Origin of the sequence: Microbacterium paraoxydans (genome assembly GCF_019056515.1) — a bacterium.
Classification (GTDB): Bacteria; Actinomycetota; Actinomycetes; order Actinomycetales; family Microbacteriaceae; genus Microbacterium.
Genome location: NZ_CP064873.1, coordinates 200,844 through 222,055, shown reverse-complemented (window position 1 = coordinate 222,055; position 21,212 = coordinate 200,844). Strand labels below are relative to the sequence as shown.

The following is a 21,212-nucleotide window of genomic DNA, read 5'->3' as shown; positions in this document are numbered from 1 at the left end:
GTCCTCCCTGATGTCCATGATGCCGTCCGTCACGCGCTCGCCAGCACGTCCGCGATGACGACGCGCGGTCCGGCTTCCGGCAGTGCGGTCTCGACGCCGCGCTCGACGGTGTCGCTGTACAGCAGCGTCGACGGCTCGGCGAATCCGTCCGCCAGTCGCAGTCCTCCGCCGACGAACTGGCTGCCGGTGACGCGGGCGTGGTTGACGCCCGCGCCGATGTCGAGGTGGGCCGCGCCCTTCGGCACGGTCGAGGTCACCCCGCTCACCCGCCAGGTGACGACGCCGGCACCGGCAGCCCTGCTCAGCAGCGCGCCGTCCGTCCGCTCCGTGGCCAGCTCGACGCCGTCCAGAGCGACGAGCTGATCGCGCACCGCGGTCGCGGTCAGGCGCACGTCGCGCACGGAACCGCCGCGGATGGTGACGCGGGAGGCGCCGAGCTCGAAGGGCGCACCCGCCGCCGGGCCGCTGAGGCGGCAGTCCACGAACTCGACCGGACCCGACCCGCGGGCCTTCACCCCGTCGATCCCGGTGATCGTGCAGTCCACGAAGCGCACGGGAGCCGTGACCGGGGTCTGCACGAGCACCTGGTCCTTCGGCAGCGCGAAGGTGGAGTCCGCGATCACGGTCGGCCGCGACGAGCGCTGCGACCGCTGTCCGATCGCCAGAAGTCCCGCGGTGCACCCGCGCACCTGGGCGCCGTCGGCGTTGATGGTCATGGTCGCCTGCGGATCGAAGGTCGAGCGGCCGATGACCCGCACGTTCTCCAGCGTCAGATCGCTGATCTTGGTGCCGGCGACGAACCAGGAGCAGACGTGGTCGCGCACCGTGATGCGCTTGGCGGCCGTGCCCCACTGCGCGCCGGAGTTGGCGATGTCCATGAGCCCGGAGTTGCCGATGAAGGTGAGGTCGTGCTCGTACTGGCCGTGCGTGGTGAAGGGGTTGCCGCCCTGATCGTCGCCGTCGCCGTGGCAGTTCTCGACGATGCAGTACGCGCTGGCGGTGAGGTCGTTCAGGTGCCGGGCGTTCGACGACGTGCAGTCGCTGACCCGTCCATAGAGGCTGTAGATCTGCTGCGTGAGGTAGCCCGCACCGCCGTAGAACACGGTCGGCGGGTTCTCCACCGAGCAGCGCTCCGTCGTGAAGTGCGTGTTCCAGCGCCGCATGATCACGGGCCACCAGGTGCGGCTCGCGTGCACATCGGCGACGTCGCAGTGGATCGCGTACTCGAAGGCGATCGGGTGGGAGCCGGTGAGCTCGCGGGAGTCGGGGAAGGAGCCGTCGGTGGGGCCGTCGAAAGGTCCGGCGCCGAGGAACCGCATGTTCGCGATGCGCACGCCCGCGACCGGTTCCATCTGCCGCCAGATGAGCTTCCGCCCGGTGTCGAGCGGCCAGCCGTTGAGGTAGTCGATGCGGATGTGGGTGGCGTCGATCTGCTGCGTCACCTGCACGAAGCGCTGCAGCTCGCGCTCGTCCGCCCCTCCTCCGGCGACCGGGTCGCACTGCACCGCCCACCAGGAGTCGACGGGGAACCGGGAGGCATCCGGCACGGCGACCGCGTCGGTCAGCTCGGGCCAGGCCTCGGCCAGCGCGTGCTCGACCGTGACGTCCTTCGACACCCCGGTGAAGAACATCACGGCGCCGAACGGGTTGTCGTGCGTGTTCTTCTCGATGCCGTCGGTCGTGATGACGTGTCCGCCGAAGTCGATCTCGACGTACGACCGGGTGAAGCGGTGTCGTCGCCGGAACAGCAGATCCGTGCTCGCCTCGATCCGGCGGATGCGGGGATCGTTCACCATCGCGGCGAGCGCGTCGTCGGCCGGCTTCTCCGGTCCCGTGATGCCGAAGACGCGGAAGTCGACGGTACCGTCATGCTGCAGGACCCAGCGGGTGTCGTGCTTCCCCGCGATCACCGTGCCGCCGTTGGGCGCGGTCTTCGCGTTCTCGCTGCCCACATACACGAGCAGCCCGGCGTCGCCGGGCTTCCGGTACCCGGCGACGACCGCCACCTCGCCGTCACGGGCCCGCAGGCGGCCCAGATCGGCGACGGACTCCGCTCGCGTGACGTCCTTGGCGCCGGCGACGACCGGGGCGGCCTGCGCCGGTGCCGTGCTCGCGAGCGCGCCCGCTGTGCCGAGCGCGACCGCGCCGAGCCCGGCCATGAGCGCGCGGCGGCCGGTGGACCGCACCGCCGCGCCGGCACCCGCGGTGTCCGCCGCGGCCCCCGTCCCCTGATCCGTGATGGTCATCATCGTCCTCCTCGTCCGGCGGTCGTCGCGGGGACCGCACCCGTCTGCCCGCCGTGGCTCTGCCAGAGCGCCGCGGCCTCCGCACGCCGTCGGCGCTCGAGGACCGGGTCGGCGACCGGGATCGCCGCCATGAGCCCGCGCGTGTACTCGTGCTGCGGATTCGCGAAGAGCGCGTCGCGCGCGCCGATCTCGACGATGCGGCCCTGCTGCATCACGGCGACCGTCGAGGACATGTACCGGATCACCGCCAGGTCGTGGCTGATGAAGAGGTACGTGAGGCCGAGCTCGGCCTGCAGCTCCCGGAGCAGATTGAGCACCTGTGCCTGGATCGATACGTCGAGCGCCGACACCGATTCGTCGAGCACGAGGAACTCCGGCTCCAGCACGAGCGACCGGGCGATGGACACGCGCTGGCACTGCCCGCCGGACATCGAGCGCGGCAGCCGGTGCGCGAACTCCTCGTCCAGGCGCACGCGGTGCATGGTCTCGCGCACCTTCTCGGCGCGGGATGCCCGGGTGCCGATGCCGTGGGCGCGCAGCGGCGCCTCGATGATCTGCGCGACGGTCTGCCGCCGGTTCAGCGCCGAGAAGGGGTCCTGGAACACCATCTGCATGCGCTTGCGCAGCCGCCGCAGCTCCTCGCCGCGGAGGTCGTGCGGACGCTGCCCGTCGAAGACGACCGTCCCGCCGTCGATGCCGCCGAGCGCGAGCACGGCCTTCGACACGGTCGACTTGCCGGAGCCCGACTCGCCGACGAGCCCGACCGTCTCGCCGCGCCGGATCTGGAACGACACGTCGTCGACCGCGGTCACCCGGCGTCCGGAGCCGAGCGTGAACACCTTCGACACGCCCTGCACGTCCACCAGGACGTCGCCGGACTCCCGCGCCCGATCCACCGCGCTGATCGACCCGGCCTCGGCGAGCGGCTCCGTCCCGCGTTCGAGCACCTCCGCGGCGGTGCGGATGGGCTGCTGCACGTCCACCGTGAGGTCGACGACCGCGCCGAGGAGCGCCTGCGTGTACGGGTGCTCCGGGGCGGCGTAGATGCGGTCGACCGGGCCCTCCTCGACCACGCGCCCGTGCCGCATCACGTGGATGCGCTCGCAGAACCCGGCGGCGACGCCGAGGTCGTGCGTGATGAGCACGACCGCAGTCCCGTGGTCCTCCGCGAGCCGGTCGAGGAGGTCGATGATCCGGGACTGCGTCGTGACGTCGAGGGCCGTGGTCGGCTCGTCCGCGATGAGCACGGCGGGCCGGGACGACATGGCCATCGCGATCATGACGCGCTGCCGCATCCCGCCGGAGAACTCGTGCGGGTACTGGCCCAGACGCTCCTCGGGCAGCGGCACCCCGACCTCGGTCAGCAGCTCGACGGCCCTGGCGCGGGCGGCCGCCGCCGAGACCCGGTCGTGCAGCCGGATCGCCTCGACGAGCTGGTGCCCGATCGTGCGGACCGGGTTCAGCGACGACATCGGGTCCTGGTAGACCATCGCGATCTCGCCGCCGCGCACGCGGGTCATCTCCCGCGGGCTCAGCGTGAGCAGCTCACGGTCGCGCAGCCGGATGCTGCCGCCGAGGGTCGCCCCGTCGTTCAGCCGCATGATCGACAGCGCCGTGAGCGACTTGCCGGAGCCGGATTCGCCGACGAGGCCGATGCGCTCCCCGGGCCGCACCGCGAACGTGATGCCCTGGACGGGCATGACGTCCCCATAGGAGACGGTGAGGTCCTGCACCTGCAGGACGGGCATGAGGTCGGTCATCGGCCCCTCCCCTTCCGATCGCCGCCGAACTGGTCGGCGAGCACGTTGAGCAGCCAGATGGTGACGAAGATGAACAGGGCGGGGAACAGCACGTATCCGATGGACTGGTACATCTTCTGGTAGCCCTGCTGCACGAGCGTGCCCCAGGTGGCCTCGGGCGGCGCGATGCCGAGCCCGACGAAGCTCATCGACGCCTCCAGGAGGATCGCGTTGGCGGCGTTGATGGCCGCCTGCACGATGATCGGCCCCTTGGCGTTCGGGAGCACCTCGGCGAAGAGTAGCCGGCGCCGGGTCGAGCCGAACGCCACCGCGGCCGTGAAGTAGTCCTCCTGCAGTTCGCTGAGCACCGACGACCGCACGAGCCGCGCGGTGGTCGGCGTGAGGAGCACCCCGATGATGACGGCGAGCTTGACGGGGTCGGCGCCGAAGGCGGAGATGAAGACGAGCGCGAAGAGGATCTGCGGGATCGCCATGACCGTGTCGGCGAGGCGCATGAGGATCTCGTCGACCCAGCCGCGGGCGAACGCCGCCGCCATTCCCCAGGCGATGCCGAGGACCATGGCCACGAGCGTCGCGCCCCCGGCGATGAACACGGTGAGCTGGCCGCCGTAGAGCACGCGGCTGAAGAGGTCGCGGCCCAGCTCGTCGGTCCCGAAGAGGTGCGCCGCCGAGGGACCGGCGAACCGGTCGGACGACTGCGCCGCGGGGTCGTACGGGGCCAGGAGCGGGGCGAGCACGCAGGCGAGGACGATGATCGCCAGCAGCCCCAGCGGGATCCAGGAGGCGACGGCGACCCGTCGGCGGGGACGCGCGGAGCGCAGCGCGAGGGTGAGGGTGTCAGCCACGGCTGCTCCTTGCACGAAGACGCGGGTCGAGCACCCCGTAGAGGAGGTCGACGATGAGCGTGGTGAGGATGAACATCGCGGAGATCAGCAGCACGACCGACTGCAGCACCGCGTAGTCCCGCTTGAAGACCGCGTCGATCGCGAGCGAGCCGAGCCCGGGGACGCCGAACACGTACTCCACGATCACCACGCCGCCCAGGGTGTAGCCGACGATCAGGCCGAGCATGGTGAGCCCGGGGATCAGGGCGTTGCGGAGCGCGTGGCCGAGGACGACGCCGCTCGCCGATTGTCCCTTGCCCTTCGCGGTGCGGATGTAGGGGGCGTCCAGCACCTCGACCATCGAGGCCCGGAGGAACCGCATGAGCAGCGGCGCCGCCGCGAAGGCGAGGGTGAGGCCGGGGAGGATCATGCGCACGAGGTTCTCGGCGGGGTCCTCCGCGAACGGCGTGTAGCCGCGGGCCGGCAGCACCTTGAGCTGCACGGCGAACACGACGATGAGCACGATGCCGATGAGGAACTGGGGAAGGGCCATGCCCGCGGTCGAGATCGCGGTGAGCACCCGGTCGACCACGCCGAGCGGACGCAGCGAGGCGAACACGGCGGCCGGGGTGGCGATGAGCACGGCCAGGAGCACGCCGATGAGCGTGAGCTCCAGCGTCGCGGGAAGGCGCTGGGCGATGAGCTCCGTCACCGAGTACTGGTTGAAGTAGGACTGACCGAAGTCGCCCGTGAAGACGCCGCCGATCCAGCGCAGGTACTGCTCGATGACGGGGGCGTCGAGGCCGGCCTCCTCCCGGAGCCGGGCGATGGTCTCGGCATCCACGCCCGGCGTCGAGCCGAGGCGGGTGATGACGGGGTCGCCCGGCAGCAGCCGGAGCACGACGAAGACGAGGAGCGAGGTGGCGATCAGCATCGCGATGCTGATCGCCACCCGCCGGAGGACGGAGAGGACCACGTCAGCCCTTCAGCTGCGCGCCCTCGAGGTGCAGCTGTCCGCCGCCCTCGACCCACACGCCGTCGACCGCCGTGCTGGTGGCGGTGACGACCGTCGACTGCAGGGGCACGATGAGCGGCACCTGCTCGTTGATGATGGTCTGCACGGTGCCCCACTTCGCGGCCCGGGCGGTCTCGTCCGGCTCGGCCACGGCGTCGGCGAACGCCGTCTGGAAGTCGGGGTCGACCCAGTTGCACTCGCACCGCCCCTCCAGGTAGAAGTTCAGCGAGTAGGCCGGCTCGGGCGGGGTGGACTGGAAGTTCGGCACGATGTACCCGGGGTAGCTCTTGCCCGCGGGGTAGAACGCGTCGACCCAGGTGCCGATGTCGTTGTTGTCGATGGTCAGCGTGATGCCGATCTCCTTCAGGCTCGCCTGCAGGATCTCGCCGCTCGTGTTCCACTCGGGGTACTGTCCGGCCACGCCCCACCAGGTGAGCGTGCTGCCCTCGGTCACCCCGGCCTCGGCGAACAGCTCCTTCGCCTTGTCCAGGTCGTAGGAGTAGTCGGTCAGCTCGCCGCCGAACCACGGGTTCACCTCGCCGAGCGCGTTGTTCGTCGGGGAGACCGTGCCCTGGCCGTAGTAGGCGGCGTCGAGGATGGCCTCACGGTCGGTCGCGTACGCGAGGGCCTGCCGGGCGCGCACGTCGTCGAAGGGCGGCGACGTCGTGTCGATCTCCCACGACGGCCACTGGCTCGGGTTCTCGGGCTTCACCAGGGCGATGTCGCCGCCCTCCAGACCCGCCACGTCGCCCTGTGGCACGGACCACAGCACGTCGATGTCGCCGGAACGCAGACCGGTGACGGCGGCGGTGGACTCGGCGGCCTTCACGATCGTGATCTCGTCGAGCGCCGGAGCCTCGCCGAAGTACTCCGGGTTGGGGACGAGCGTGAGGCTGTCGTCCGGAGTGAAGGCGTCCACGACGTACGGACCGGTGCCGATGGGCTCCTTGTCGATGGTGTCGAGTGCGTCGACGTCGATCATCTTCACCCAGACGATACCCGCGGGGAAGGTCGCGATGGGCTCGGACAGCGTCACCACGACGGTCTTCTCGTCCGGCGCGGTGACGTCGGTGACCATCGAGATCTTGTTCTTCTCCTGCGTCGCCGTGTCCGGGTCGAGGTAGTAGTCGAACGCGGCCACCGCGTCGTCGGCGGTGAAGTCCTCGCCGTTCGAGAACGTCACGCCGTCGCGGAGCGTGAAGGTCCAGGTCTTCTGGTCATCCGACGCCTCCCAGCTCTCGGCGAGATCGCCGACGACCTCGCCGGACTCGTCGGTCTTGGTGAGGCCGTTCCACAGCAGCGGGAACAGCACCTCCTCCCACGCGAACGTGCGGATGGCGGGATTGAGCTGCGGGATGCCCTGCGCGGCGGCGACGGTGAGGGTGCCGCCGTCCTGCGCCTGGCCGTCGGGGGTGGATGAGGTGCTGCAACCAGCGGTGATGAGCGCGGCGGTCAGCAGCATCGCTGCTCCGCCGAGCCGAACACGACGACGCGACATGGGTGCCTCCAAGGTCGGGTGGTGCTTCGGGTAAGGGTGTTGCGCTATAGCATGTAGCAAAAGGCAAACGGCGTCTAGAGCGAACCGGGCCGGCGGGGTCACGTTCTCGTCACGACCGCCGGCCCGGACCGGTCACCGGCGGGCGCTGGACGCTTCGACGGCCAGCGCGGGCGCCGTCGTGAAGTCCGTGCGGCGGCTGAGCACGAAGGCGATCGTCGCTCCGAGCAGCGTGAGCCCCGAGATGAGGAGCAGGCCCCACACCGCCGACCCCGTGGTCTCGCTGATCCAGCCGATCGCGTAGGGTCCCGCGAAGCCGGCGAGGTTGCCGACCGAGTTGATGAAGGCGAGGCCGGCCGCGGCCGCCGTGCCGGTGAGCACCATGGGCGGCAGGCTCCAGAACAGCGGGGTGGTCGAGAAGAGCGCCGACATCCCGACGCACAGCGCGGCGAGCGCGAGCACCGGCGTGCCCTGCGCCGCGACCGCCGCGATGAGCGACAGGGCGGTGATGCTGAGCGTGATGCCGATCTGCAGCGGGATGTTGCCCTGCTTCCGGGCGGCGCGCTCCCACGGCAGCATCACGAGGGCCGCGCACAGGTTCGGCAGCGCCACGAGCCAGCCGGTGGTGGCGTTCGAGAAGTCGCCCATGCTCTTCACGATCGTCGGCAGCCACATCCCCAGCCCGTAGGCACCGAACACGACGCCGAAGAAGAGCACGATGAGCGTCCAGAGGCGGCCGTTGCGGAAGACCTCGCCCAGCCGCAGGCGTCCGTGCCGCTGCTCGGTCGCCTGGGTCTCGGCGGCGAGCGTGTCGGTGATCCAGCGCTGCTCGGCGGGGGTCAGCCAGCGCGCGTCCTGCGGGCGGTCGGGGAGCCAGAAGAACACGACGAACGCGAGCAGCACGGCCGGGATGCCCTGCAGCAGGAAGACGAGCTGCCAGCCGTCCAGGCCCCACAGCCCGTGCAGCTCCAGCATCCAGCCGGACAGCGGCGCGGCGACCGCGTTGGCGATCGGGTTCGAGAGCACGAAGACGGCGAGCACCTGCGTGCGGTACTGCCGCGGGAACCACAGCGTGAGGTAGAGCAGCACGCCGGGGAAGAACCCGGCCTCCGCGATACCGAGGATGAAGCGCGCGATCGCGAACTGGGTCGCGTCCTGCACGAACGCGGTCAGCGCCGCGACGATGCCCCACGAGATCATGATGCGGGCGATCCACTTGCGGGCGCCGAACTTCTCCAGGAGCAGGTTGCTCGGCACCTCGAACAGCAGGTAGCCGATGAAGAAGATGCCCGCCGCGAAGCCGAAGGCGGCCTCGGTGATCTGGAGGGCGGCCGTCATCTCGAGCTTCGCGAAGCCGGCGTTGTTCCGGTCGATGTAGGCGACGAGGTAGAGCAGGCCGAGGAACGGACCGAGTCTCCAGATCGCCTTCTTCATGGCGGCGGCTCCCACCGCGTCCTCCGCGGCGCGCGCCTGCGCGAGCGTCTCTCTGCCGGACATGACAACTCCTTCGTCATCGGTTTCGGGTTTTGCTATAGCATCTAGCACCGCGCGGCTCCTGTCCAGTCCCCTGCTCATGCCATAGCATCGACCGAGCGAAGGAGCCCCCGCTCGACGAGCACCGGGCCGCGCGAGATCGAGAAGGGCCCCGGATGCGCAGCGTGTCGGATCAGAACATCGCCGAGCAGGTCACGGACGAGCTGCGGGCGGCGATCCACTCCGGAGAGCTCGCCCCCGGCGAGCGGCTCGTGGAGCGCAAGCTCGCCGACCGTCTCGGCGTCAGCCACATCCCCGTGCGCGAGGCCCTGACCCGGCTCGCCGAGGAGCGCCTCATCACCCGCGAGCCCCGCCGCGGCGCCCGCGTCGCCCAGCTCAGCGCGCAGGACCTGGAGGAGATCTCGAGCCTGCGGATCGTGCTGGAGCAGTTCATGGCGATCCGGGTGCAGGAGCGGTGGAACGACGAGTCGGCGGCCCGGCTGGAAGCGATCATCCAGGCCATGGCGGCGGCGGCGCCGGGCGACGTGGCCGAGGTCCTGCGCCAGGACCGCCTCTTCCACGAGACCCTCGCCGACCTCGCCGAGCACCGGTTCCTCGACGAGCTCAGCGCCCAGCTCCGTGGCCGGATCGCCGGGTTCATCCAGGCGGCCAACTCCGCCCTCGACCCCGCCGAGCAGGAGGAGCACGTGCGCAGCCACCAGCAGATCGTCGACGCCATCGCGACCGGCGATCCAGAGCAGGCGCGCGCGGTGATCACCGAGCACGTGACCAGGGCCGTCCGCCGCATCACGCCGTCGGCCGAGTGAGCGCCGCCGTGGCCGCACGCACCATCGTGCTGACCGGAGCCTCGGACGGGATCGGCGCCGCCGCCGCCCGCCAGCTCGCCGGATCCCCGCACCGCCTGCTCCTCGTGGGCCGTTCGCCCGACAAGATGCGGGCCGTCGCGGACGAGACCGGCGCGGAGTGGTTCACCGCCGACTTCGCGCGCCTGGACGACGTGCGCGCGCTCGCCGCCCAGCTCGCGGACGCCGTGGGTGCAGCGGGCATCGACGTGCTTGCCAACAACGCCGGCGGCATCTTCGGCGACCGCACCCCCACGGTCGACGGGCACGAGAAGACGATGCAGGTGAACCACCTCGCCCCGTTCCTGCTGACGAACCTCCTGCTCCCGCAGCTGCTCGCCGCCCGCGGCGCGGTCGTGAACACCTCCAGCGTCGCGCATCGCCTCTTCGGGCATCTCGACGTCGACGATCTCGACAACACCCGCCGGTACTCCCCGAACAAGGCCTACGGCGACGCCAAGCTCGCCAACGTCCTGATGGCGAAGAGCCTGCACGAGAAGTTCCATGCGCAGGGGCTCAGCGCGGTGGCCTTCCACCCCGGCACCGTGGCGACGAACTTCGCCGCCGAGTCGTCGAGCATCATGCGCCTCGTCTACCGCACCCCGCTGCGCCGCCTCGTCCTCATCGGCAGCGACCGCGGCGGCGCGACGCTGCGCTGGTTCCTCGAGGGAACGCCGGGCGAGACCTGGGCCTCCGGCGGCTACTACGACGAGCGCGTCCTCAGCACCCGCGTGAACCCGCAGGTGCACGACCCCGCTCTCGCTGAGGCCCTCTGGCAGCGCAGCGCCGCGCTCGTCGGCGTGGCCGGGGGCTGAGCGCCCGCCGTCTACGCTGGGGCGATGGCGCGCCTCGACTGGACCCAGCTCCCTCCCGCTCTCCGAGCCCGGGTCGAGGAGTTCGCCGGTTCACCGGTGACACGGGCGCAATCGCAGGACGGCGGCTTCTCCGCGGGACTGGCCTCACGGCTGACCTTCGCCGACGGACGGCGGCTGTTCGTCAAGGCGGTGCAGGAGTCCGCGGAAGGCACGTTCGCGCTCTACGTGCGGGAGGCCGAGGTGCTCGGCGCGATCCCCCGCTCCCTCCCCGCCGCGCACCTCGTCGACGCCTTCACCGCGGACGGGTGGGCGGTGCTTCTCATCGAAGACGTCGAGGGTCGTCATCCGGAACGCTCGGCCACCGCGCCCGACACCGCGCACATCCTGGATGCGATCGCCGCCCTGGCCACCGCCGAGGCGCCGCGCACGCTTCCCCGCCTCGCCGACGAGCTGCACGACGACTCCGGATCCTGGCGGCGGCTCGAGGAGGCCGGGCTCCTGGAGACGACCACGCCGTGGTGTGCGCAGAACGTCGACCTCCTCCGCACGGCGGCGGAACGCGTGGGCACCGCGGTCGCGGGCGACCGGCTCCTGCACGCCGATCTCCGGGCCGACAACATCCTCATCGAGGACTCCGGCCGCGCACGGCTGCTCGACTGGCCGTGGGCGGCCCGCGGCGCGGGGTGGGAGGACGCCCTCCTCTACCTGCTCGACCTCCGCGTGGAGGACGCCGCGGCCGAGGTCGATCCCCTGCTCGATCACCCCGTCTTCGCCGGGTCGACCACGCAGGACCATGTCGCCCTCCTGTCCGCCGCGGGCGGCGCCTGGTTCGAGAAGTGCCGTCTTCCCGCGCCGGACGGGATGACGACGCTCCGCGACTTCCAGCGCCGGGAAGCGGTCATCGCCACCGACTGGATCGCCGAGCTCGTCCGCTGATCGCCCCCGAGGCGTGGGCCTCGGCCGTCACCCCTCGGGCTGCGCGCCCGACTCGCCCGCGTGGACGCGTTCGCCCTGTCGGCCGAACAGGCTGAGCACCTCGGCGGGCTCCCCGTCCGCGCTCCCGAACCAGTGCGGCACGTGCGTGTCGAACTCGGCGACCTCACCGGCTGCCATGCGCAGATCGCGCGTGCCGAGGATCAACCGCATGGTGCCGCTGAGCACGTAGAGCCATTCGCGCCCCTCGTGCGCCCGGGGACGCGGATTCACCTGACTCCCCGGGATGAGGATCTTCCAGGCCTGGACCGGACCGGCGTGCGGGGTCAGCGGCACGACGATCCGGCCGTGCACGCGGCGCGGCTTCAATCGCACGCGCGGATCGCCGACGTCGGGCGCCCCGACGAGGTCGTCCAACGGCACCCGGTGGGCGCGGGCGAGCGGGAGGAGAAGCTCGAGGCTCGGTCGGCGTTGCCCGGTCTCCAACCGCGAGAGCGTGCTCGTGGAGATCCCCGTGGCGTCGGCCAGGTCGGTCAGCGTCATCCCCCGCTGCTTCCGGAGCCACCGCAACCGCGGGCCCACGCCGTCGAGCGTCGCGTCGATCTCGTCCCCCTGCACGTCCTCAGTCTGGCCGCATTTCCCAGGAGCAGCAAAGAAGTTTGCCGGCCCGGCACGTCCGGGGCGACTCTCCTGGCATGAAGAGATTCGATGTGCTCATCGTCGGCGGCGGTGCCGCCGGCCTCAGCGCCGCCCTGGTCCTGCTCCGCGCCCGACGCACGGTCGCGATCGTCGATGCGGGGGAGCCCCGCAACGCCCCCGCGGCGCACCTGCACGGCTTCCTCTCCCGGGACGGCGCCGCGCCCGCTGCGCTGCTCGCGAGCGGTCGCGACGAGGTCGCGGGCTACGGAGGCACGATCATCGACGGACGCGTCGCCGAGCTGTCCCCGGGCTTCACGGCCACCCTCGACGACGGGCGACGGCTGGAAGCCCGACGGGTGCTGGTCACCACGGGCCTGCGCGACGAGATCCCCGACATCCCTCGTCTGCGGGAGCGCTGGGGGCGCGATGTGCTGCACTGCCCGTACTGCCACGGGTACGAGGTGCGGGATCGCGCTCTCGGGGTGATCGGCGGCACGGCTGCGTCGGTCGCCCACGCGCTCCTCATCGCCCAGTGGTCCGCCGACGTCGTCTACTTCCCCCACACCCGGCCGCTCACGGACGACGAGCGGGAACGTCTCGACGCGCGCGGCGTCCGGGTGCATCCGGGCGAGGTCTCCCGCCTCATCGTCGAGGCCGACCGCCTCCAGAGCGTGGAGCTGAGCGACGGCACGCACGTCGAGCGCGCCGCGGTGTTCGTCCGCCCCGAGATGCGCGCTCACGACGCCCTCCTCCACGTTCTCGGCTGCGAGACCGACGAGAACGGGTGGGTCCGGCACGATGCCGGCGGGCGCACGAGCGTGCCAGGGGTCTCCGTCGCCGGGAACGTCGCCGATCCGCGTGCGCAGCTCATCACCGCGGCCGGACAGGGCTCCGCCGCCGCGATCGCCCTCAACGCCGACCTCACCGACGACGACCTCGCCGCCCAGCTCGCGACCCACCGCGGCGCCTGACCCCCGAGAGAAGGAACACAGCAATGTCCACAGCACCCGCCCCGACAGCGACCCCCGTCCCCCGCCCACGCAGCACCAGCTCGCGCTGATGATCTGGATCGCCGTCTTCCCGACCCTCACGGTCTTGAACCTCGTCCTCGCCGCGCCGCTCTCCGGACTCCCGATCGTCGTGCGCACGCTGGTGCTCGTCACCATCGCCGTCCCCCTCGTGATCTACCTGGAGATGCCGCTGCTGCACCGCGTCCGCCGCCGGATCCACGGTCTTGTGACGGCGCGTCGGCGAAGGTAACGTTCTCCCGTTCCTGACGAGAGAAGGCGACGATGCCCCGGACAGATCGACCCCGTTCCACGACGTCCGTGTGGCGCCGCAAGCCCGTCAGCGACATGACGGAGGAGTCGGGCGGGAGCGGTCTGTTCCGGACGCTCGGGCTCTGGCAGCTCACCGCGATCGGCGTGGGCGGCATCGTCGGCGTCGGGATCTTCTCGCTCGCCGGGCTCGTCGCCCACGGCGACGCGACGACTCCCGCCGTGGGTCCCGCCGTCGTCCTCTCCTTCCTCATCGCCGGGCTCGCGTCGGCAGCGGCCGCGCTGTCGTACGCGGAGTTCGCCGGCATGATCCCGCGGGCCGGTTCCGCCTACAGCTACGGCTACGTCGCGCTCGGCGAACTCGTCGGCTGGTTCATCGGCTGGGACCTGCTCCTGGAGTACGTCGCCATCGTGGCCGTCGTCGCGATCGGCATCTCCGGCTATCTCGACGCATTCCTCTCCGGATTCGGGCTGGAGCTGCCGACCGCGATCACGGAGACCGCCGACCAGCCAGGGGGTGTGGTCAACATCCCGGCCATCCTCATCTGCCTGTTCGTGACGTTCCTGCTGAGCCGCGGCACCCGCACGTTCGGCCGCTTCGAACTCGTCGCCGTGGCCATCAAGATCCTCCTCGTGGTGTTCATCGTCGTCCTCGGCGTCTTCTTCATCGACCCCGCCAACTACGATCCCTTCCTGCCGAACGGCTTCGGCCCCGTCTTCACCGGTGCCGCGACGGTGTTCTTCGCGGTGTTCGGCTACGACGCGATGAGCACGGCCGCCGAGGAGGCGAAGGACGGGCGTCGGCACATGCCGAAGGCGATCATCCTGTCCCTCGTGATCGCCATGGTGCTCTACGTCGCCGCGACGCTCGTGCTCACGGGCATGCAGAACTACCAGGACATCGATCCGAAGGCGGGCTTCGCCTCGGCGTTCACGGGCGTGGGGCTCCCGGTCGTCGCCTCCGTCATCTCGGTGTTCGCCGTCGTGTCGATCCTCACCGTCATGCTCACGTTCCTGCTCGGCGCCACCCGGGTGTGGTTCAGCATGAGCCGCGACGGACTGCTCCCCGGCTGGTTCGCGCGGGTCGACCGCCGCGGCGTCCCGCAGCGGGTCACCTGGATCGCCGGGCTGGGCGCGGCGTTCTTCGCGGGCGTGTTCCCCATCCGCGCCGTCGCCGACCTCACGAACATCGGCATCCTCGCCGCCTTCGTCGTCGTCTGCATCGCCGTGATCGTGTTCCGTTACACCAAGCCGGATGCACCCCGGACGTTCCGGCTGCCGTTCATGCCCGTGGTCCAGATCGTCGGCGTGGGCTTCTCGCTCTTCCTCATCTCGCAGCTCCACCCCGAGACGTGGCTCCGGTTCGGGGTCTGGCTCGTGATCGGACTCGTCGTGTACTTCGCCTACAGCCGTCGGCACTCGCTCCTGAACCCGGACAGCCCCCGGCACCGCCCGGGCACGACTTCGGAGACCCCCGGCGACACGCCGTAGACGGGGCCGAGGAGGCGGCGGGTCGCGCCGCAGCTCCGAAGTCGTGCCCGGCGGGATCAGCCGACGACGAGGTTGGCGGTGTCGACGACGCGGTCGCCCTCGGCGGGGAACGCCGTGCGGGTGACGCCGGCCTCCACGTTGCCGGTGTGCAGCAGCGTCGACCCGGCCCCGAACGCGTCGTCGCGGAGCTCCAGGGCGCCGCCCTCGAACCGGTTGCCGACCGCGCGGTAGTGGGTCGCTCCGCTCGTCACGGCGACGTGCGTGGTCGCCCCCTCGGCGCGGAACGTGCTGTCGGAGAGGGTCAGGTGCAGCTCGCCCGCACCCGACCGCGACACCGTCGTCCCGCCCTTCGCCGACACCTCGGATCCCGCGATCTCGACGACCTGACGGTCCTTTCCGGCGGCCGCGATGCGGGCGTTGCGGAGCGTGGAGCCTTCGACGCGCAGCTTCGCCGTCGCCGAGGAGATGGGGGCGGCATCGTCGGCGCCGGAGAGGGTCGAGCCGCGGAAGGTGACCGCACCCGGGCCGTTGATCTTCATGCCACCGACCCGGTCCAGCACCGTGTCGACGAAGGTCACCGGCGTCGTCACCGTCGCGTTGGTGAGCTCGCCGGGAGCGACGAACGTGAAGTGCGAGTCGGCGATCACGGTCGGCCGGGCGGAGTTGTCGGAGGCCTGGGTGATGATGAGCGTGTCCGACGCGGTGCAGCCGCGCAGCTGCGCGCCGTCCGCGTTGATCCACAGCATCCCGGAGCCCGTGAGCGAGGGCTTGCCGATCACCTGCACGTCCTCCAGCGTCAGGTCGGTGATACGCACGCGCGCGACGAACCACGAGCACACGTGCTTGCGGACGGTGATGCGCTTGGCCGCCGAGCCCCACGCCGCCCCGGAGTTCGCGAAGGTCATGAGACCGGAGTTGCCCGTGTAGGTGAGGTCGTGCTCGTACTGGCCGTGCGTGACGAAGGGACCCTGGTCGTCGCCGTCCCCGTGGCAGTTCTCCACGAGGCAGTAGGCGCTCGCGGTGAAGTCGTTGAGGTGCCGGGCGTTGGCGGTGTGGCAGTTGGCGACGTACCCGTACAGGCAGTAGATCTGCTGCGTCAGGTAGCCGGCTCCACCCCACGTGACGGAGGTCGGGTTCTTCAGCGTGCAGCTCTCCGTGGTGAAGTACGTGTTCCATCGGCGCTGGATCAGCGGCCAGAAGGTCGCCGTGCCGTCGATGTGGTCCACGTCGCAGCGCACCGCGTACTCGAAGGCCAGCGGGTGCGATCCCGTGTACTCGTCCGTCCCCTTGCCGAGGAACTTCAGGTTCGACACCGTCACGTCCTGCACCGGCTTCACGTGCCGCCAGGTCATCGTGCGGTCCTTGCCGAGCGGCCAGCCGTTCTTGTAGTTCACGCGGATGTGCCGACCGTCGACGATCTGGGTCACCTGGACCAGCCGCTGCAGCTCGCGCTCCCAGCGACCAGACAGCGCGTTGACCTCGGCGGCGTACCACTCCCCGACCGCGAAGAACGACGAGTCGGCGACGGGGAAGATGTCGGCGAGGTCGGGCACGTCCTCGCCGAGCTTCGCCTCCTGCACCGCGTCGGTCACCTCGCCGCGGAAGAACATGACGGCCGCGAAGGGGTCGTCCTTCCCGGCGTTCTCGATGCCCTCGGTCGTCATGAGGTGATTCCCGAAGTCGAAAGCGATGTTCGACCGGGAGAACTTATGGCGGCGGACGAAGTTGAGGTCGGTGTGCGCCTCCACGCGCCGCACCCGGGCGTCGCCCACCATCGCGTCGAGCGCGTCGTCCGCGGGCGCGGAGGCGTCCATGATGCCGAACTTCCGGAAGTCGACCGTGCCGTCGTGCACGAGCACCCAGGCGCCGCCCTTCGACCCCGCGAGCACCGTGCCGCCGTTGGCCGCGGGGGCGTCCTTCTTCACGAAGCGGTAGAGCCCGTCACCGCCGTCGCCGGGGGCCGCGTAGCCGCTCGTGCGCACGAGGTCGCCGTCCTTGCCCTTGCGCGTCGCGAGGGCGGCGGCGACGCCTCCGTGCGCGACGTTCTTCGAGCCCGACGACTCCTGCGGCACGACGGGTCCGGCGGCCTGGGCGGCGGCGGGGGCGCCGATCGCGGCGACCCCGCCCAGGGCGGCGGCGCCGAAACCGGCGAGCAGCATCCGTCGACTGCGCATCGCCGCGGTCTCGGTGGTGGTGTCCAGCTGGGTCATGCTCATCCTCCTTGCGGCGTCCTCGCCGCGGTCAGGCGTCCGGCCCTCGGCCGGATCGCGGTCACCGATCAGTCCCCGATCCCCAGCGCTCTCCGAGCGGATGCTCAGAAGTAGTCGCCCGCCGTGAAGTGGCGGATGCCGTCCACCCGGGCCTCGCGGCGCAGCGGGCGGATCATCCCGGTGCGGTCGTCCTGCCGCACGGCCGCCGGAGCGAATGCGCGGACAGCGCGCTCCTCCGCCGCCAGCGCGGGGACGGCCAGCTCGCAGGTGCGGACGCCCGCCGCGGCCCAGTCCGCGGCCACGGCCTCCAGCACCGCGTGACGCACCCCGGCCGGATCGGCCGCAGTGGGATCGGTCGCGCTCTCGTGCAGCAGCCCGACGCCGTCGCGCACCTCCGCCACCGCGTAGCCGACCGTCGCGTCCGCCTCGGCGAGCCGGTACAGCGTCGCGCCCCGCAGTCGCACCTCCGCCATCGTCCAGTCGCGGTCGCCGCGCACCGGGGCGAGCACGACCACACCGGTGCGGGAGCGCTCGTAGACCTCGCGCAGCGGGCCGAGGACGCCGAGTCCCACGGACTCGCGCACGACCGAGGCGAGCTCCACGGCCGTCGCCGACGCCGCCCACGGTCCGGCCATCATGCGGGGCATCGAGAAGGTCGTGAAGCCGCTCGACCGGTACACCTCGGGGGTTCCGGTGAACAGCAGGGCCCAGTCGGCGTCACCCGCCGCGTCCAGGGTGGCGGCCACGAGCCGGCGGGCCAGTCCCCGGCCCCGAGCCCGCTCGGCGACCGCGACGCTGCCGATCGCGTGCACCCGCGCCACCGCGCCGTCCGACTCCCGCAGGCTCTTCGGCAGTCCGTAGATCGACCCGCACACGCCCTCGTCGTCCTCCGCGACGAGCGTGTGGCTCAGCCGCTCGTCGTCCACGAGCCACTGGTCCGGCGCGAGGGGCGGCGTGAAGGCGGCCGCCCACAGTGCCGCGAGAGCGGGCTGGTCCTCCGCCCGCGCCGACCGCACGACCACGGCGCTCATGCCATCGAGGAGAGCTGGGCGCGGTCGACGGCGTGTGCGAGCGGACGCCCCGCGGCGAAGGCGTCGAGCTCGTCGGCGACGATCCGCCCCTGCCGCAGCCGGCCTTCCCTGGTCCCGGCCGCGCGGTGCGGGGTGAGCAGCACGCGCGGTGCCGAACGGAAGGGACTCTCCGCGGACAGCGGCTCCTCGTCGAACACGTCGATCGCCGCACTCAACCGGCCACGACGCAGTTCGGCGAGCAGGGCGGCCTCGTCGACCAGCCAGGACCGCGCCGTGTTGACCAGGCCGGCCCCGTCCGGCATCAGCGCGAGCTCGCACGCACCGATCAGGTGATGCGTCTCCGGCAGGGTCGGGGCGTGCACCGCGACGATCTGCGCACGGCGGAGCGCCTCGTCGAGCGTCACGAGCTCCGCCCCGAGGGACGACGCCTCGGCCGCGTCGAGCGTGGGATCGACGAGCAGCGGCTGTGCGCCGAGCGCACGGAGGAGCTCGAGGTACGCCCGCCCGGTCCGGGAGGCGCCGATGACCGCGATGGGCGCGCCGAGGATCTCGTGCTGCACCCCGACGGCCTCCGCGTCCCACCAGCCGTCGCCGGCGCGCAGGGCGTCGTGCATCTCCGGCACCCGGTGCAGCAGGGCGAGCGTGAAGGTCAGCGACACCTCAGCCACCGACCGGGCCATCCCCGCCCCGGCCTGCGTCACCCGCACGCCGCGGTCGAAGAGCGCGTCGGTCGCAAACGGCTTGATCGTGGCCCCGGTGTGCGCGATGAGCTCGAGCTTCGGAAGGGTGGCGAGCACGGCGTGATCGAAAGGACCCACGCCCCAGCTCGTCACCACGACGCGCGCCTCGTCGAGCACCGCATCCGCGAGCCGGTCCACCCGCACGAACGTCCCGCCGAGCCGCGCCGCGACGGCCTCCAGGCGCGCCGCATCGTCGGGCGAGAAGAACTCGGCGAACAGCTCCGCGGAGACGACCGCGACGACGGTCGGAGCGCTCGTCCCGGCGGTCATCGCAGCCAGGCCTCGAGGTTCTCGGCGATGAACGCGTCGTCGTTGAGCTCCGGGTACGCCTGCCGGACGCGGGCGATCTCCTCCGCCTGTCCCGGGGAGAGGCCCTCGGCCGGGTCGAGGCACCAGGTGCCCTCGAGAAGCCCCTGCTGGCGGAGCATCTCGTGCACCCCGGCGATGACCCCGTGGAAGTCGTTGCCCGGGTCGAACACGGCCTGGTTCACGTCCACCATGTCCGAGGCACGGCGTCCCACCTCACGGTAGGCCTCCGCGTCTCCCGCCAGGGCGCGATGCACCCGCTCCAGCAGCGCGACCGCCGCGTGCGTGCCGACCGCCCACTGACCGAGCAGCCCGCCGACGAACCGGAGGGTGCGCCGCCCGGACGGGGAGTCCACGTGGAACTCGGAGAGCAGGTCGGCGACGATCGCGTCGTCGTTGCCCGTGTACAGCGCGATCTCGTCGGCGCGGCCCGAGGCGGCCACGCCCCGTACGAGCTCCAGCGTGCGATAGCGGTCGAAGGGAGCGGCCTTCACCGCGACGACGGAGGGGATCGCGGCGAACTCCCGCCAGAACTCGCGGTCGAGCACCGGTCCGCCGATCGCGGTCTGCAGGTAGAAGCCGACCAGCGGCAGCACCTCGCCGACGGCGCGGGCGCGGTCGAGCAGGGCACGCTCGTCCGCACCCGCGACGCGGGGACTCACCAGCACGGCGTCGTAGCCGAGGGAGCGGGCGAGCTCCGCCTCGGCGACCGCCTGAGCCGTGTCGCCCGCCACGCCGGCGATGCGCACGAGGGTCGCATCGTCGCGGGCGTCCATCTCCTCCGCGGCCAGTGCGAGCACCGGCTCGAAGAGCGCATGCTCCGGGTCGCGGATCTCGAACTGCGTCGTGTGCACGCCGACGGCGAGGCCGCCGGCCCCGGCGTCGAGGTAGTAGCGGGAGAGCGCCCGCTGCCGCCGCTCGTCGAGCGTGCGCGCGGCGGTGAGGGCGAGCGGATGGGCCGGGATCACGGCACCGCGGGCGAGGGTCGCGGCGGCCTCAGGGCGCAGCGACGGCACGGTCGCCGTCCGTGCAGCGGCGTCGGTCATCAGAACTTCCCGTCCCGGACGGCCCACTTGGTGGGCTTGGCGATCATGGGCAGCCCGTCGCGGATCCAGCCGGCCTGCATGCGGATGAGCTCCTCGGCGGAGACGGACGGATAGCCGAACAGGGCCATGCAGCGGCGGGCGTCGCTGAGCAGCGCGGTCGGCTGCGGCTCGTCGACGATCTCGACCTCCCGCTCGAACAGCTCGCCGAAGCGGTGGGCGATCGAGGAGACGCTGAGCAGCTCCGGACCGGTGAGGTTGATCACGAAGGGGTCGGTCGAGGCATGCACGAGGCTGCGCAGCACGACCTCGTTCGCGTAGCCCTGCCAGATCACGTTGACGTTCGCGGTGGCGACCGAGACCGGCTCGCCCGCGTGCACGGCGCTGCCGATGTCGGCGAGCACCCCGTAGCGGAGGTCGACGGCGTAGTTCAGGCGGATGATCGCGACCTTGGTGCCGCGCTCCTGCGCCCCGAACTCGAACACGCGCTCCCGACCGAGGCAGGACTGCGCGTACTCGCCGATCGGCGCGGGCGTGGTCTCCTCGGCGGCACCGCCCGAGGTGGCAGGGACGAACGGATACACGTTCCCGGTGGAGAGCACCGAGATCGCGCTGTCGCGGTACCGGCGGGCGATGCGGTCGGGAAGAGCCGCGTTGACCTCCCACGCCCAGGAGGCGTTGGTCGCGGCACCGAACTTCGCGCCCACCATGAACACCACGTTCGGGGCGTCGGGGAGACCGGCGAGGTCGTCGTTCTCGATGAGGTCGAACGGCACGACGCGGACCCCCGCGGCCTCCAGGCGCTCGCGGATGGCGGCGTCGCCGAAGCGGGAGACCGCGTACACGGCGTCGTCCGTGCGGCCGGCGGCGTCCAGGCCGCGCCGGGCGAGCATCGCCAGGGTCGGTCCCATCTTGCCGCCGGCGCCGAGGATCACGAGGTCTCCGGAACCCTGGGCGAGGTCGGCCACGAGCCCGTCGCTCGGAGTGGCCAGCGCCTCCTCGAGCTCGGCCTCGGAGGCGAATGCGTACTGCGTCATTGTCGTGCGGTTCC

The 21,212-nt window shown here is 71.6% G+C and carries 18 protein-coding genes; 6 read left to right on the top strand and 12 right to left on the bottom strand.

Annotated features, from left to right (window positions below):
• Window positions 1-29 precede the first annotated feature (29 nt).
• The 6 genes from IZR02_RS01080 to IZR02_RS01055 all read right to left on the bottom strand — a co-directional run bounded on the left by IZR02_RS01080 (window position 30) and on the right by IZR02_RS01055 (window position 8,837).
• Window positions 30-2,249, bottom strand: coding sequence for a peptidase C14 (locus IZR02_RS01080; protein ID WP_240183566.1), 2,220 nt, complete (start codon window positions 2,247-2,249; stop codon window positions 30-32).
• Window positions 2,246-4,006 carry a dipeptide ABC transporter ATP-binding protein gene (locus IZR02_RS01075; RefSeq protein WP_062766082.1) on the bottom strand — a complete coding sequence of 587 codons (1,761 nt, stop codon included), beginning with the start codon at window positions 4,004-4,006 and terminating at the stop codon, window positions 2,246-2,248. Before IZR02_RS01075 ends, IZR02_RS01080 begins: the two co-directional genes overlap by 4 nt.
• Entirely contained in the window at window positions 4,003-4,851 is an 849-nt protein-coding gene (locus tag IZR02_RS01070) for an ABC transporter permease (RefSeq protein WP_025104136.1), read from the bottom strand. Before IZR02_RS01070 ends, IZR02_RS01075 begins: the two co-directional genes overlap by 4 nt.
• On the bottom strand, window positions 4,844-5,806 hold the full coding sequence (locus IZR02_RS01065; protein ID WP_025104137.1) for an ABC transporter permease: 963 nt from the start codon (window positions 5,804-5,806) through the stop codon (window positions 4,844-4,846). The genes IZR02_RS01070 and IZR02_RS01065 overlap by 8 nt, the downstream gene beginning before the upstream one ends.
• A 1-nt stretch (window position 5,807) precedes the next feature.
• On the bottom strand, window positions 5,808-7,343 hold the full coding sequence (locus IZR02_RS01060) for an ABC transporter substrate-binding protein (protein ID WP_081811588.1): 1,536 nt from the start codon (window positions 7,341-7,343) through the stop codon (window positions 5,808-5,810).
• A gap of 132 nt (window positions 7,344-7,475) precedes the next feature.
• Window positions 7,476-8,837, bottom strand: coding sequence for an MFS transporter (locus IZR02_RS01055; RefSeq protein WP_025104139.1), 1,362 nt, complete (start codon window positions 8,835-8,837; stop codon window positions 7,476-7,478).
• Between the two features lie 152 nt (window positions 8,838-8,989).
• Between IZR02_RS01055 and IZR02_RS01050 the strand changes: the two genes are divergently transcribed.
• Genes IZR02_RS01050 through IZR02_RS01040 form a run of 3 tightly spaced genes read left to right on the top strand, consistent with a single transcriptional unit; the run spans window position 8,990 to window position 11,427 of the window.
• Window positions 8,990-9,640 (top strand): GntR family transcriptional regulator, encoded by a 651-nt coding sequence (locus tag IZR02_RS01050; RefSeq protein ID WP_025104140.1) that lies wholly within the window; start codon window positions 8,990-8,992, stop codon window positions 9,638-9,640.
• Window positions 9,641-9,648: 8 nt separating this feature from the next.
• Window positions 9,649-10,491: an SDR family NAD(P)-dependent oxidoreductase gene (locus IZR02_RS01045; protein WP_025104141.1), complete on the top strand. Its 843-nt coding sequence runs from the start codon at window positions 9,649-9,651 to the stop codon at window positions 10,489-10,491.
• Between the two features lie 24 nt (window positions 10,492-10,515).
• Window positions 10,516-11,427 (top strand): phosphotransferase, encoded by a 912-nt coding sequence (locus tag IZR02_RS01040; RefSeq protein ID WP_025104142.1) that lies wholly within the window; start codon window positions 10,516-10,518, stop codon window positions 11,425-11,427.
• 27 nt (window positions 11,428-11,454) lie between these two features.
• On the opposite strand, the gene IZR02_RS01035 is transcribed toward IZR02_RS01040, so the two are convergent.
• A complete protein-coding gene (locus IZR02_RS01035; RefSeq protein ID WP_025104143.1) occupies window positions 11,455-12,042 on the bottom strand; it encodes a helix-turn-helix domain-containing protein in 588 nt (195 codons plus the stop codon).
• 77 nt (window positions 12,043-12,119) lie between these two features.
• Between IZR02_RS01035 and IZR02_RS01030 the strand changes: the two genes are divergently transcribed.
• From IZR02_RS01030 to IZR02_RS01020, 3 genes are all read left to right on the top strand, one after another.
• Window positions 12,120-13,034, top strand: coding sequence for an NAD(P)/FAD-dependent oxidoreductase (locus IZR02_RS01030; protein ID WP_029989520.1), 915 nt, complete (start codon window positions 12,120-12,122; stop codon window positions 13,032-13,034).
• Between the two features lie 88 nt (window positions 13,035-13,122).
• Complete coding sequence (locus tag IZR02_RS01025) at window positions 13,123-13,323, top strand: hypothetical protein (RefSeq protein ID WP_217316542.1); 201 nt, start codon at window positions 13,123-13,125, stop codon at window positions 13,321-13,323.
• Window positions 13,324-13,355: 32 nt separating this feature from the next.
• Complete coding sequence (locus IZR02_RS01020) at window positions 13,356-14,831, top strand: APC family permease (RefSeq protein WP_025104145.1); 1,476 nt, start codon at window positions 13,356-13,358, stop codon at window positions 14,829-14,831.
• Between the two features lie 56 nt (window positions 14,832-14,887).
• On the opposite strand, the gene IZR02_RS01015 is transcribed toward IZR02_RS01020, so the two are convergent.
• The 5 genes from IZR02_RS01015 to IZR02_RS00995 form a co-directional block, all read right to left on the bottom strand.
• Complete coding sequence (locus tag IZR02_RS01015) at window positions 14,888-17,041, bottom strand: hypothetical protein (protein WP_025104146.1); 2,154 nt, start codon at window positions 17,039-17,041, stop codon at window positions 14,888-14,890.
• A 104-nt stretch (window positions 17,042-17,145) separates the two neighbouring features.
• On the bottom strand, window positions 17,146-18,072 hold the full coding sequence (locus tag IZR02_RS01010; RefSeq protein WP_025104147.1) for a GNAT family N-acetyltransferase: 927 nt from the start codon (window positions 18,070-18,072) through the stop codon (window positions 17,146-17,148).
• The gene (locus IZR02_RS01005) at window positions 18,069-19,082 is read right to left on the bottom strand and encodes a hydroxyacid dehydrogenase (RefSeq protein WP_025104148.1); all 1,014 of its coding nucleotides are present in this window, start codon (window positions 19,080-19,082) and stop codon (window positions 18,069-18,071) included. The genes IZR02_RS01010 and IZR02_RS01005 overlap by 4 nt, the downstream gene beginning before the upstream one ends.
• On the bottom strand, window positions 19,079-20,164 hold the full coding sequence (locus tag IZR02_RS01000) for a dihydrodipicolinate synthase family protein (RefSeq protein ID WP_051582230.1): 1,086 nt from the start codon (window positions 20,162-20,164) through the stop codon (window positions 19,079-19,081). The genes IZR02_RS01005 and IZR02_RS01000 overlap by 4 nt, the downstream gene beginning before the upstream one ends.
• Window positions 20,164-21,198: an NAD-dependent epimerase/dehydratase family protein gene (locus IZR02_RS00995; protein WP_025104150.1), complete on the bottom strand. Its 1,035-nt coding sequence runs from the start codon at window positions 21,196-21,198 to the stop codon at window positions 20,164-20,166. Before IZR02_RS00995 ends, IZR02_RS01000 begins: the two co-directional genes overlap by 1 nt.
• Between the last annotated feature and the right edge of the window lie 14 nt (window positions 21,199-21,212).

Bases quoted from the DNA above. Each gene is read 5' to 3' on its own strand.
- IZR02_RS01080 (WP_240183566.1), bottom strand. From the start codon at position 2,249: ATGATGACCATCACGGATCAGGGGACGGGGGCCGCGGCGGACACCGCG.
- IZR02_RS01075 (WP_062766082.1), bottom strand. From the start codon at position 4,006: ATGACCGACCTCATGCCCGTCCTGCAGGTGCAGGACCTCACCGTCTCC.
- IZR02_RS01060 (WP_081811588.1), bottom strand. From the start codon at position 7,343: ATGTCGCGTCGTCGTGTTCGGCTCGGCGGAGCAGCGATGCTGCTGACC.
- IZR02_RS01055 (WP_025104139.1), bottom strand. From the start codon at position 8,837: ATGTCCGGCAGAGAGACGCTCGCGCAGGCGCGCGCCGCGGAGGACGCG.
- IZR02_RS01050 (WP_025104140.1), top strand. From the start codon at position 8,990: ATGCGCAGCGTGTCGGATCAGAACATCGCCGAGCAGGTCACGGACGAG.
- IZR02_RS01040 (WP_025104142.1), top strand. From the start codon at position 10,516: ATGGCGCGCCTCGACTGGACCCAGCTCCCTCCCGCTCTCCGAGCCCGG.
- IZR02_RS01030 (WP_029989520.1), top strand. From the start codon at position 12,120: ATGAAGAGATTCGATGTGCTCATCGTCGGCGGCGGTGCCGCCGGCCTC.
- IZR02_RS01025 (WP_217316542.1), top strand. From the start codon at position 13,123: ATGATCTGGATCGCCGTCTTCCCGACCCTCACGGTCTTGAACCTCGTC.
- IZR02_RS01020 (WP_025104145.1), top strand. From the start codon at position 13,356: ATGCCCCGGACAGATCGACCCCGTTCCACGACGTCCGTGTGGCGCCGC.
- IZR02_RS01015 (WP_025104146.1), bottom strand. From the start codon at position 17,041: ATGACCCAGCTGGACACCACCACCGAGACCGCGGCGATGCGCAGTCGA.
- IZR02_RS01010 (WP_025104147.1), bottom strand. From the start codon at position 18,072: ATGAGCGCCGTGGTCGTGCGGTCGGCGCGGGCGGAGGACCAGCCCGCT.
- IZR02_RS01005 (WP_025104148.1), bottom strand. From the start codon at position 19,082: ATGACCGCCGGGACGAGCGCTCCGACCGTCGTCGCGGTCGTCTCCGCG.
- IZR02_RS01000 (WP_051582230.1), bottom strand. From the start codon at position 20,164: ATGACCGACGCCGCTGCACGGACGGCGACCGTGCCGTCGCTGCGCCCT.
- IZR02_RS00995 (WP_025104150.1), bottom strand. From the start codon at position 21,198: ATGACGCAGTACGCATTCGCCTCCGAGGCCGAGCTCGAGGAGGCGCTG.